The organism is Sphingobacterium sp. UBA5670, from assembly GCF_002420705.1.
Taxonomy (GTDB): Bacteria; Bacteroidota; Bacteroidia; order Sphingobacteriales; family Sphingobacteriaceae; genus Sphingobacterium.
Genome location: NZ_DIIM01000011.1, coordinates 1 through 13,314 on the forward strand (window position 1 = coordinate 1; position 13,314 = coordinate 13,314).

At 40.7% G+C, this 13,314-nt stretch carries 8 protein-coding genes; 3 read left to right on the plus strand and 5 right to left on the minus strand.

All coding sequences use genetic code 11. The features are described 5' to 3' along the window. Positions 1-576 precede the first annotated feature (576 nt). On the minus strand, positions 577-2,703 hold the full coding sequence (locus tag B3C94_RS10040; RefSeq protein ID WP_293902901.1) for an ATP-binding response regulator: 2,127 nt from the start codon (positions 2,701-2,703) through the stop codon (positions 577-579). A 249-nt stretch (positions 2,704-2,952) separates the two neighbouring features. On the opposite strand from B3C94_RS10040, the gene B3C94_RS10045 reads away from it, so the two are divergent. Beyond that, entirely contained in the window at positions 2,953-4,962 is a 2,010-nt protein-coding gene (locus B3C94_RS10045) for a beta-N-acetylhexosaminidase (protein ID WP_293902903.1), read from the plus strand. Between the two features lie 82 nt (positions 4,963-5,044). On the opposite strand, the gene B3C94_RS10050 is transcribed toward B3C94_RS10045, so the two are convergent. Together B3C94_RS10050 and B3C94_RS10055 are read right to left on the minus strand one after the other, a co-directional pair. Next, a complete protein-coding gene (locus B3C94_RS10050) occupies positions 5,045-5,323 on the minus strand; it encodes a DUF4342 domain-containing protein (protein WP_293902906.1) in 279 nt (92 codons plus the stop codon). Between the two features lie 131 nt (positions 5,324-5,454). Then, positions 5,455-7,689, minus strand: a complete 2,235-nt coding sequence (locus tag B3C94_RS10055) for a glycoside hydrolase family 2 protein (RefSeq protein WP_293902909.1) — start codon at positions 7,687-7,689, stop codon at positions 5,455-5,457. Between the two features lie 427 nt (positions 7,690-8,116). On the opposite strand from B3C94_RS10055, the gene B3C94_RS10060 reads away from it, so the two are divergent. Next, positions 8,117-9,751 (plus strand): beta-N-acetylhexosaminidase, encoded by a 1,635-nt coding sequence (locus tag B3C94_RS10060; RefSeq protein ID WP_293902912.1) that lies wholly within the window; start codon positions 8,117-8,119, stop codon positions 9,749-9,751. A 116-nt stretch (positions 9,752-9,867) separates the two neighbouring features. After that, positions 9,868-11,376 carry an alpha-L-fucosidase gene (locus tag B3C94_RS10065; protein WP_293902915.1) on the plus strand — a complete coding sequence of 503 codons (1,509 nt, stop codon included), beginning with the start codon at positions 9,868-9,870 and terminating at the stop codon, positions 11,374-11,376. A 79-nt stretch (positions 11,377-11,455) separates the two neighbouring features. On the opposite strand, the gene B3C94_RS10070 is transcribed toward B3C94_RS10065, so the two are convergent. Both B3C94_RS10070 and B3C94_RS10075 read right to left on the minus strand, forming a co-directional pair. Next, a complete protein-coding gene (locus B3C94_RS10070) occupies positions 11,456-12,100 on the minus strand; it encodes an HAD family hydrolase (RefSeq protein ID WP_293902918.1) in 645 nt (214 codons plus the stop codon). Between the two features lie 185 nt (positions 12,101-12,285). Continuing rightward, positions 12,286-13,311, minus strand: coding sequence for an endonuclease/exonuclease/phosphatase family protein (locus tag B3C94_RS10075; protein ID WP_293902920.1), 1,026 nt, complete (start codon positions 13,309-13,311; stop codon positions 12,286-12,288). Positions 13,312-13,314 lie beyond the last annotated feature (3 nt).

Consider the following 13,314-nt stretch of genomic DNA (forward strand, 5'->3'; position numbering starts at 1 on the left):
TGAGCCCGGTCCATCGGCAGCCGTTCCGCAACCGTCGCTACCCTGCAACTGTCGCTGCCCCACAGTGGTATGGTGCATCACCAGTAGCCCTTAAACCAAATGCTCCCTTATTGATAGCCGCAAGCTGCAGGATGAATTCTGGATAATCGGATCGCGGCATGATCAGAACAGTTGAAAATGTTGCTGAACCTCCTTTACCTCCGCTGATCCCTTAACACTATCTCGCCTGGACTAAACGTACCCCTGATATATGTATACTCGCAACCACTGCATGATTCGTGGATAAAGGTATGCCGCTTCTATTTACCATCCTGAATATTGAATGCTATGGGGCGATTGCAAGAAGCCCCTATCCCTGTGTCTGCTGTCTATAACGAGTATCTGAATCAGGTTTGTGAATTTGCCTAATTAGAAGGCAATGGGCTATAAGTTATAAAACCAAAGTTACCCGGAGAAGGGAGTAGCCTATTTCAGAGAATGTTGATTGCACCAGTCGGTTTTTTACTAAGATATTCTGGAGTATTATGCTTACTTGAGTACCACGAGCAGACATGATGAAGAGTAACCCTGCTTAGCTTACGAAATTCTTGCGATAAGCTGAGCAAGGATAGCTTTGTCCAGAGGTTTGGTCAATACTCCATCGAATTGATGTAACTGTCCTTCCGGAGCTTGCATTGCGACTTGGGATTCATCTGATGTCAAAGCAATTACTTTGCTATCCCACCCGTGTGCAATATTGCTGTCTTTGACGGTATTTAAAATGTCCCAGCCAGTAGGTCCATACATTTTGAGATCGGTGATAATAATATCCGTTCTATTTCCTTTTAGATAGGCAATTGCCGCTGATGAATCCTGATAGATTCTTACATCCTCGAAGTGCTGCAATGCTTGCTTAACGAATAGATTATTGATTGGATTATCATCAATAACCACAAAGCGAAGCCCCTTTGAAAGTTGGTCCAAACTTGTGATTTGTTTTCTGTTTTTCTTTTCTTCTGTGAATGGAACGACTAATGTAAAGGTTGATCCTTTGCCTTGTTGACTGCTTACACTTAACGTTCCGTTGAGTTGTTCGGCCATGAGCTTGGAAATATGTAATCCCAATCCGAAACTATTCCTGGATTTCTGATCGGTCATATAATATTGTTCGAAAATATGCTCTTGATCTTTTGCCGAAATACCTTTTCCTGTATCGTTAACCAGTACATGTAATTTAGGACCGTGATCTCTGCTGATAAAGGCTCTTACCTCTATCTGTCCTTTATCGGTATATTTAATCGCATTGCTCAGCAGATTGGAAACAATCTGACGTACACGATATGTTCCGCTTTTGATGAGGATGTCTGTATCGATAGCAAGAGAACTGATGAGTTTTAACCCTTTTTTGTCTGCCTGAGCCTGTTGCATTTTAATGAGATTCACGAGCAATTGGGTTGGCGAAAAATATTCAGCCTTAATTTCTAGTGTACCGGATTCTAGTTTACCGAGATTCAGAATATCTTCAACGGTTTCATTGATCACATGGATATCTTGTGTTATAGCGTCTAATAGAGCGGGATTGACGCTATTATTTGCTGTATTGCTCTTCAGCAAGTCGATAACACTGACCAAAGAATTGACCGGTGTGCGTACGTCATGACTCACATTGGCTAATACACTGGCCTTCTCCTTCGCTGTTTGCAATGCATAATCTCTGACAGCCGTAAGTTTGCGCTCATAAACGAGCGTATTGTAATGATAGGACAACAGGAGGGTTACCATAATAATCATGAGGATAATGGAAGCGATGACCTGTTTTCCAAATATGGAAGAGTTTTCCCTATAGAGTTTAAAGTCTTGTATTTCAGCTGACCGCAGTGTCTCATCTTCATGGCTCTTAATACGAAGCAAGGCTGTACTGATTGTACTGAATAGAGCGTAGTTAGATTGTAGAAGCTGTCTTTCCTTTTGTTGGAGCTCAGCAAATGAACGACGAATTTTACTAAAATCTTGTCGGTGAAATACTTCGTTCTGTTCGATCAAACTTTCGATCTGACTATGTATCGCCTTAATTTGATTGACGTTGAAATTCTGTTCAAGCCTATCTGCGACCAAGGTATCGTTCTTGGCCTTGAAAATACGCGTGAAGAGTTTTTCTTTTTTTCGTATAATGGTATCCTTCTTACTTACATTAAGTGCCGTATCACGTAATATTTTATTGACAACAGAATCTGCCAATATCCGATTATTGCCTGGGCGGATGCTTCTATTCGTTTTGGTTAAGAGTGACAGCGAGTCTTTGGCTAGAAAAATCATGTTGTCAACAGATTGTTTAATGTGGGCAAACTCCTCTGAAAGGGAGATATTTTGTTCTAAGGAAGTATTCGTCGAGAATGTAAGTCCTTTTTTGGAAGATAACGTGGATAATGAGTCAATATAAAACCGTAGGGTATCTAAACTATTGCTATAATTTTTTAGATTTTCTGCACTGAAGTCAACTGTATAGGATCGGAAAGCATTTCCCGCCGAATTGTAGGACGAGAAGAGTTCATAAAAAAGATCAGTCAGTTGGTTCTTAGAACTGTAAGCTTTATTTAAACGAGCTTCGGTCTTTTGGTATTCAATATATTGATAGGTAAATATCGAACCGATATAAACCAAAGAAAGAATCAGGAAGGCAATTAAAATTGTCCTGATAATAAATAGTTTTCTACTGTTTTTCACGATATTCTTCTTTCACCCCAATAAGTTAACTATAGCCAATTTATTTTGTCTGGAAATCAAATTTAAGACTAAAAAATGATATCCGCTTGGTTGCCATGTAGACAAGGAGCTACTTTTTGAAAATCTTACACAATCGTTTGATTGAAAGTTGATGCCGTAAGAACCTGTTTTATTTTTTATTTTGCACAGATAAACCTTTAAATGGTCTTTTTGAGTTTCATTTATTTAGAAATAAAAACTTAAATTTTAATGAAAAAAATCTTTTTTTCGGCTGCTTTGTCTCTTCTCTTTGTACGGGGGCTACAGGCACAGGCTGGCATTGATATTATCCCGAAACCTCAGGAAGTTAGTTTGGGAACGGGTCAGTTTCAATTAAATGAACAAACGACATTAAGCTTTAAAAATTGCGATCTGAAAGATGTCTCTTTGTTTGTAGAGCAACTGAGAAAGGTAACTCATTATCCCCTGACAGTAAAGAAGCAGGCTAACAATAGTATTGAATTTAGATTGGACGCTAAGCTTGCTATCCCAAATGATGAAGGCTATCAGCTTGAAATTTCAAATAGAGGAGTGGTCATGACAGCGAAAACTCCACAAGGTCTTTTCAATGCGGCGCAGTCACTACGACAACTTTTGCCGACAGCTTTTGAGGCTAGTAACCCAACTAAAGAAATGACCTGGAATATTCCAGCGGTAAAAATCAGAGATTACCCCCGCTACCATTGGCGCGGTTATATGAAAGATGTAAGCCGGACATTCTTTGATGTCAATACGGTAAAAAAGTATTTGGATGTGATGGCTTTATACAAAATGAATACGTTCCATTGGCATTTGACGGATGACCAGGGCTGGCGTATCGAGATAAAGAAATATCCAAAGTTGACAATGGAAAATGCGACGGTTTTTCACCGGACAGAAAAGCAGCCTGCAGAACGCAGTGGATTTTATACACAGGAGCAAATCAAGGAGGTTGTTCAGTATGCGCGAGAACGTAATATTACCATCGTACCAGAGATCGATGTTCCGGGACACTCTTGGCCGACCATATTGGCCTATCCTGAACTTGGCGTCAACAAAAATTCATATCCTAATCATATTTTCCCTTTTGTGTCATCCTGGGGCTATTGGGGGAATCAATTTACGCCCAATACATTGGACCCAACAAAAGAGTTTACGTATGAATTCTTAGATAATGTCTTTTCCGAGATTGCCAGTCTCTTCCCGGGTAGTTATATCCATTTTGGCGGGGACGAGGTTCGGCATGATCTATGGGAAAAAGAGGCCCATGTGCAAGATTTTATGAAGCAGCAGCATATCAAGGATGTCAAAGCGCTGCAGAGTTATTTTGTAAAGCGTGTTTCCGCGATCATTGTTCAGAAAGGTAAGAAGCCGATAGGATGGAACGATATCTTAGCAGATGCTGAAAATTTACCAAAAAGTACGGCGATTATGAGTTGGCTTGGCGAGGAAGCGATCAAAGAGGCAACTAAAGATGGGTTTAAAGCGGTGGCCACCCCTGCCTCTCATCTCTATTTTGATATTACGCAGGCGGATCGTAACGATGGGACAATGACTGACTTGGCCTATCCTCAAATAAATTCTTTGAAAAGAGTGTATGAATTTGACCCTTCTGCGGGGCTTAGTCCGGCCGAGGATCAGCTTGTACTCGGTGTTCAGGGAAATATGTGGACCGCCTTGGCGCAGGATATTAAAGACCTAAACGTGCAGAATTTCCCAAGATTACTTGCTGTAGCTGAAATTGGATGGTCATCTAAATCAACGAAGGATTATACAGAATTCAGTCAACGATTGGATGCGAATCTTCCAAGATTGGATTCTATGCGTATCGATTATTATCGTCCTGGCGGATATATTTCGGGATCATGGGGACCTCATGATATCAAGGAAGAATATGGCTTTCTGAATTTTGATGTGACGAAGAAAATTTACGATAATGGAAGAGCACAGGCTGGATTCTTTTTTGTCGAAGGCAAGAATTTCCTGGAGATTGATGCTGTTGCGTTACTGCAGGATGGACATGTGATTGCTGAGGATGGGCACCATGCACTAGCGGATAAATTTAGGGGCACCAATAAGATTAAACCTTTTTATTATAATTTTACCGTAACAGATTATAATCCGATATCGAAATACGAAATCAAAGCCCGGGTCAGAGGGGCTGGCGGCGTGGATTCAAAAGGGAACTTTACCTTTAATCTGTCGCCTGTTAAACCATTTGATAAGATCGAAATGGAATAAGGTATTTCGTTCGGCCGATACATAAAAGGGGGATAGTCCAGATGGACCATCCCCCTTTTTTATAAGTGTATTTTATTTTTCCTTATTTGAGCTCAATCATCTTTGGATTTGTCTCCTCTTCTTTCACTTCTTGAAGGATTGCAATTTCAATAGGTGCAACCAGACTTAGTATAATCAATGCAATGAAAGCGACCGGAAAAATAATTCCGATGATTACAGCTAATAACAGGGAGATATTTAAGTATTCTTGTCCATTCTTGGATGAAACTTTTAAACGGGAGCTTTTGAACGAATCGAAAAGATCCTGAAAAACTTTAGTAATTGTTTTACTGTTGATGCTGAATGTTGTTTTAGTTGCCATGATGTTTATTTTTTAATTTTTTTTTATTTCTTATTTGATGACTCAAAGATAGGGCGGAAATAGCGCACTGACCACGCTCATTAGGCCAATCTCGAAACAATCTCGGTAAACACCTGGCTTTTGTCGGTCAACTACAGACCGACGTGTTCTGTTTTTGATTTTGTTGGTCCTGATGGTCCCTGTTTATATGCCGGGTCATAGTTCCATTCAATATTGTCGGTTAATGCCTTGCCATCTTTCGGACTTATTTTCGCTTCCACTGTATTTTTACCCAATTTTAGCTTCACATTTTCGAAGATGTAATGTACATTGGTCTGGCCAATTTTTGCGCCTTTGATAAGCTGTCCATTAACTGTCAATGTAGGCTCTCCTCTGTTGGAATAAACTGTAACAGCCGTGATTTCATTTCCTCTATTGACCATACGGCGTTGTGTAATATACAATACAGGTTCTTTGCTCCAGTTAGCTTTGTACCAATAAAAACCATCCTTCTTCAGTTTACGGTCAAAAGACACCAATCCTTTATAATTTCGGGGATTGACATTAAGTGCAGTGATTGGCGTGGCAAAATCAAAGGTATTCCAAACATAAGAGCCCAAGAAAATCGGACTTTTAGCGATTACTCCCCAATGGACCTCATGAAATTTGGTTGCATATTCTTCGGGGAAAAATGCTGGGTTGCTCCATTGATTGCCAAAATTACCAACTTCTTCTGCTTGGTCTTCGGGAATCGCCTCGGCACCATATTCCGAAAATATAATTCGGTAATCTTTAAATTCTTCACTAATACGTTTTGCCCAGGAGGAGACATCGTCCTCTTTGGCTGATTTATCTTCCAGTTCGCCATTGTACCATCCAAAATAATGGTTGATGCCCTGTACGTCTGCATTGTTGTTGACTGGGTGGTCGATGACATTATAACCGCTGACGGAAACGGTATATCGATCCGGGTCTTCGGACTTGGCGAGATCATTTAATTTTGTGGTGAGATCAACGGTGTAGACTGTAGGTGTATACACTTCGTTGTGCATTCCCCAGATATAAATCGAAGGGTGATTGAAGTTTTGCCGAATCAATTCTTTCAGTTGCTGCTGCGCATTATTCTCTTCAAATGTTGTTACGCGGTTAACAAATGGAATTTCAGCCCAGATCACTAATCCCATACTGTCGCATTTTGAATAGAAATATTCAGATTGCTGATAGTGTGCCAATCGGATCGATGTTGCCCCCATTTCTTTGATAATGGCAAGGTCCTCGTCGTGGTCTGCATTGCTCAGGGCGGATCCTTTTCCTAGGCGGTCCTGATGACGGCAGACACCATATAAGGGGTATTTAATGTCATTCAGAAAAAATCCTTCTCCTGTGCGTAGCTCAAATTTGCGTAGGCCAAGCGGCGCTGTCACCTCATCAACAATCTGGCCGTCCTTTTTGATCTGTGTGACTACCTTATAGAGATATGGATCATCTAAACCTTGCCATAAATGTGGGTTTTTGACCGGGATCTGTTGCGTAACCATCTGACGGCCCTGAGGCAGCAACGTGTACGGTGTGCTTTGCTTGGCTTTAATCGATCCGTCTTTTTCGAAAATCGTTGTCAATAATTCAATCGGTTGTTTCTTCCCGGACTTGTTGTCTATTTTTATTTTTACGGCGACGTCGGCTATTTTCCTAGATACATTTTTTTGTGTGATAAAGATTCCTTTGGATGCAAAATCATTCACCGCAATATTGATATCATCTGTTACGATAAGCTCAACCGGTCTATAGATGCCACCATACATGGGAAAAAGGGTATGGTTAACAGGAATGACTTGCGGAGTGGCTTCATTGTTTACCTTGACTAAAATCTCATTTTCTTTTCCAAATTGGAGCATACTGGTCAGTTCAAAAACAAAGGCCGAATAACCCCCCTGGTGCCGGCCAACGAAATTGTAACTGCCGTTGCGCTGCGTGTTATCGTAGGTAAGGTCGTTTTTTCCTTCTTTGGCTGTTAAAGGTTGATTGTTTACGTAAACTTCTGTATTGGTATTGACGCCTTCAAATCGAATAAAAATACGCTTGCCTTTCCAGGCTGTTTCGGGCACAAATGATTTACGGTAATAAGCATCGCCGGTATAAAAACGCTCATTTTTTCCTAAACTACCGGACTTGATCTCTTTGGTCTGCATGTCGTTTGCATTCCAGGTATGGGGTAAATTGACAAGCTGCCATTTCCCTTCAAACAGTTGGTTGTAATCTAATGACGATGTCGAAAAAGGCCCTTTTTTGAAAGTCCAGCTGGTGTTAAATGGAACTACGGTTCGCGCCTGTACGTTCAATAGTAGTATTCCAATCAAGATCAGGGGATAAAATATCTTTTTTATCATACGGTTTTAACTTAGGATATTGTATTTATGTCTTCAAATATAGCTAACAAAACGACAATGGCTAATTGGACGCTTTTCGATAAAAGGAATACTATATCCTTTTTTTAATTATAGGTGTTAAAAATATCATATTTAGGTGTTTTTGTTTCTTTATTGGATTTGTTGTGTACATGCACTACAACGTTTTCGAGATTTGCGCAAACGATTGACTATACTTGGACTACGGTAATAAATAATAAATTCTTTACCATTGTATGGTAAGATAAATGCAGACAAAACGGATATAAATAGTTTATATCAAGGGTTTTTGTTCTCAATTGACAGCTTACACTTGCTATTGTAGACCAATTATAGCATAAACCGAAACTGAAAAATGTGCGATAGCACATATTCAGAAAAAGTACTTTATAAGAATAGAATTAATCTAATGCATAGAAAGACAACTATAGAACAGATGAAAGGTAAAGTAACAGGTACATTCCTTTTGTTATTCTTGCTGATACAGTTTGTGGAGGCACAGGTAGCCATTATCCCTCGTCCGCAGTATTACGAGGTACAAACAGGTAAACTGAACCTAAGCCGTAATATAGGGATCGTAGCCGATCCACTTTTTGACCCCACAGTACAGTATTTAAAGAAGCTTCTGCTTGGACATTTTGGAATGTCGTCCTATGTAGCTACAAGTGACGAAGATGCCCAAATTGTAATTGTCTTGGATAAAGCACTTGAACAGGAAGCTTATCGTCTACAGATAGATCCTATGCGTATTCGGATATATGCATCAAATAAATCGGGACTTGTCAATGGAATTGCAAGTTTAGATCAATTGCTATCCGTTGCAGCGAAACGAGGTGATCAGCGTGAGCTAGATGCTGTTAATATCAAAGATAAAGCCCAGTTTGCATGGCGTGGTTTTATGTTAGACGAGTCGAGACACTTTTTTGGAAAGGAAAAAGTAAAGTCATTGTTGGATTGGATGGCGTTTTATAAACTGAACAAATTTCATTGGCATTTGACGGACGAACCTGCTTGGCGTTTAAGCATACAACGTTATCCTTGGTTGACTCAAATTGGAGGTATCGGTAATTACCTTGATCCTTATGCCAGCGCACAATATTATACGCAAAATGATATCAGTGAGATTATAGCTTATGCTGCCGAACGTAATATTGAGGTCATCCCCGAGATTGATATGCCGGGGCATGGGACTGCCGCAAATCGCGCCTATCCCTTTTTATCGGGTGGGGGCAACGACAAACATCCTGATTTTACTTTCCACCCAGCAAAAAATACAACATATTCATTTTTAACTCATGTCCTGCGCGAAGTAAAGGTGCTTTTTCCGTCGACTTACGTGCATTTAGGAGGAGACGAGGTTGCTTTTGGCAGTGATGCCTGGAATAACGATCGTCAGGTTCAGGATTTAAAAAAGGCTGAAGGATTAAATTCCAATAAAGAGGTCGAGGAATATTTTATTCGGCGGATGGCAGATTCTGTCGCCCGGATAAATGGAAAAGTTATTGTCTGGGATGAGATGGTAGAAGCAAAGCTGGCCAAAGACAGGACTGTCATGATGTGGTGGCGTCACGATAAACCAGCCCAGCTCAACAGAATTTTGGAAAAAGGCTATCAGGCTATCCTTACCCCCCGCCTGCCTTTATATTTTGATTTTGTGCAGCAGGAAAATCATCGCTACGGAAGAAAGTGGGGCAAAAGGTTTAATCCCCTACAAGACGTTTATAATTTTGCGGGAGAGCAATTAGACAGCCTAGGTAGCCGAAAAAAACAGATACTTGGTATCCAAGCTAATCTTTGGACAGAAACAGTGACAGATATGAACCGGTTGGATTATCTTGTCTTTCCAAGGATTGCGGCTTTGGCGGAGGCGGCATGGACACCAGGAAAGCAGCGCAATTTTGAACAATTTGTCACCGTGTTAAAGAAGCATCTTGCCTTGTACCGCGAACAGGGTCTTTATTACTTTGATCCATTTCAGGACAGTCATCCTGAGCCCGTTGTTCTGAAGAAAACACAGAAACAGTATATTGATAGTCCTAATTAGTGTGAGTTTGTGTCCAGTATTAGGTGGTGAAGTGAGGAGTGCTGTTGCTTTAGAATATCTGCTCATGAATAAGTTAAAAATAAATAAGAACCGTAGGAATAAACAAGTAGAAAAATATGATAAATTATAATAAGTTGATGGCTACCTTGCTTCTCGGTAGTGCGTTGTTGGCAGGGAAGACTGCTTCTGCGCAATGGACAGGGCCACGTAAAAAAGTGGAACAAAGAATTGAGGTAAAATATGGTCCTTTAACACCTGCGCATCGGACAGATGAAGCGATGGAACGTTTTCGTAGCTATGGTTTTGGCCAGTTTATCCACTGGGGACTCTATGCGATCCCAGGAAATGAGTGGGAAGGGGTAAGTGCTCGAAAAGGTGCGGCCGCTTCTGAATGGATTCGTACCTGGAGTGGGCCTACTGCACCAAAGGACTGGAAAAACACCTATGATAATTTATACAAGCAATTTAATCCCAAAGGATTTGATGCAAAGCTATGGGCTAAGCAGGCTAAAGAAATGGGTGCTAAATATTTGATTTTTACTACCAAACATCACGATGGATTTGCTTTGTGGCCGTCAAAATATACAGATTATACCATTAAGAAAAGCCCTTATAAAAAAGATATTGTCAAGCAGGTTGTAGACGCTTATACAGCCGAAGGGATAGATGTCTTTTTGTATTTTTCGATCTTAGAATGGAATAATTCAAACTATATGGGCAAGGCGCCGTCTACACCAGAAGAAAAGGCAAAATTCAATAAGTTTTTGGAATATACACGTAATCAATTATTGGAGCTTCTTGAGAACTATCCGCAGATAAAAGGATTTTGGTTTGACGGTACCTGGGACCAGTCCTGGATTCAGTCGTATGAGTTTACCTATAAACTTGAAAAGGAACTCCGCGAGAAACATCCTGGATTAATCATTGGTAGCCGTTTCCGTAATGATGAATTTGGAAAGCGACATTTCGATTCGAATGGCGATATGCTGGGGGATTATGAACAGGGATGGGAACGGAAAATGCCGAAGGAGTTTGAGTGGTTGGAAGGACGTGATTGGGACTGTGTCATGACGATTCCGCCTAATGGCTGGGGCTATATGAAAGACTGGTCTGGTATTTATACGAAGACGTCCGATGATTTGATCGATCTTTTGATGAATTGTGTATCGATGAATGGTAATTTCGTTTTAAACTTTGGCCCCGATGGAAATGGGCGGATGCATCCGGGAGAGGATAAGCTGGCGAAAGAAATTGGCGACTGGATCAAAATCAATGGCGAAGCTGTTTATGGTGTTCGTCATGCCGGGCTTGCACCATCTAAACTGGGGTATTTTACAAAGAAAGAAGATAACCTTTATCTTACAGTCTTTAATAGACCTGTCAATAACATTGTCCGTATTGCAGTGCCGAAAAATGCAACAGCAGTCCCAACAACGGCAGTATTGCTCCAAGATGGACAGTCCTTGGTGCTAAAACATGCTGATATTGGTTTGGATCTTGATAAAAATACCTATTATGATGTTGTACTTCCAGCATCATTTGTGGCCAATAAAGCTTTTGTTATAAAAATGAAATTGGGTAACCCTAAAACACAAAGCGAGCAATTGATGGATGCGAAAATGTAGTCTCTTGTTTTTTTTTAAAAAAAAGCGGCACTTGGATCACGATTGATTTGAGTGCCGCTTTTCTTTTTTATATATAGGGTTATAGAATACCTAGAAGCTCTTGGGGGCTGTGGATAATATATTGGGCGCCATGTTCCTTTAATTCATCTTCATCGCGAAAACCCCATGTCACACCTATGGCTGTTACCGAAGCATTATTGGCCGTATCCATATCGACCGATGAATCGCCGACATAAAAGCAATTTTCTTTGTTGACGCCCAGTGTATGGAGGCTGTCTAAGACAATAGCTGGATCGGGTTTGGCTGGATGTCCAGCACGATGACCCAGAACAAGATCAAATTGGATATCGGGGAAGTATTGCTGCATCAGTGGGATGACAGCTTCATGGTATTTATTGGAGGCCACGGAGATGAGGTAACCTAGGGATTTTAGTTCTTGGAGCAGCGGTATAATTCCTGTATAGGGTTTGGTATGCGATATTGCCATGTGTTCATAATATGTCTTAAAAGCTGCAAGTAAGGTTGTAATCGTCTCTGCTGTCCGTGCTTCTTGGGGTAATGCCCTTTCGATAAGTTTCTGTACACCATTGCCTACAAATTTTTTATAGGCTACGATTGGATGCGTTGGGTAACCGTTTTGTTGTAGAATTGCGTTACAACTGTCTCCGAGGTCTTGTAATGTATCTAGTAGTGTTCCGTCCAGATCAAATATGATAAGTTTCATGTGTTAAATCTAGTAAAAATTGTGTTTGATCTATGGTATAATCGTGAGATTAAATGGTAGTTTATATTTTGTGTATAATGAAAGATTCCTGAAGACTGGGGAGATCAAAAAAAGATAGGAGCTCGTATATAAGGAGCTCCTATCTTTAAGTCCGTTTAAGAAGAGTTAATCGGATTTTATTTATATTATTTTACCAAATAGATCAACGTTGGAAAGTGATCAGAGTAGCCATTGATAAATACGCCGCCTGAAAATGTTCGGTGCGGATAACCTTTGTTGCGGCCTTCCTGTTGTACCAAAAAGTCCCGATTGAAGATTTCCGCTTTGACAAAACGTAAGCCTTTGTTTTTATTGTCCAATAGTGGTCTTGAGATGATGATTTGATCAAAAAGGTTCCACTGTCCTTGATAACCAAGAGATCCAATTCCCTTATCGTAAAACTTCCACATGGTATTATACAAGCCCTGAGCAGGTACATCCTGTGGATTTTTCTTAGCCTGTAATACTTCCTTGACACTTTTATCTTTGGGATCATCATTTAAATCGCCCATGATAATAATCTTCGCTTCGGGATTTTCGCGATATAGTGAGTCACATATCCCTTTGGTAATGCTGGCGGCAAATTCACGTAATTCGGAAGATTTGTTGCCGTAGCGTGAAGGCCAGTGGTTGACAATGATATGCACAGTATCGCCGGCAACAGTTCCGGATATCAATAGTTGATCACGTGTCTTGAACCCGGGATTCTCTGGCAAATGAAAGGGATACGCCTGATCGCGATATGGGGTAAAGAATTCTGGGTTATACAGAAATCCAACATCCACACCACGGCGGTCCGGCGAATCGTGATGTACAATCTTTAAACCCAAGTCACTGAGTTGTGGATCTTTGGTCAGATCTTCGAGGACACGGCGGTTTTCAATTTCGGCTACTCCTAAAGCAATAGGCCCCAGGCTTGAACTAGGCGAACCAATGGCACGAATTGCTCGTGCCATATTTTTTATTTTTTGCTGGTATTTTGCTTCCGTCCATGTGTTGGCACCCTTTGGTGTAAACTCATCGTCATTGATGGAAGAATCTTTTACGGCATCGTATAGATTCTCCAGATTGTAGAATGCGATGGGATAAACCCGACGGTTGGTTTGTGCGAAACTCGGGTGTGCAGCAAATAAAAGGAGAAGTAAAATACAGCTGATGTGTTTATAGTTCATCTT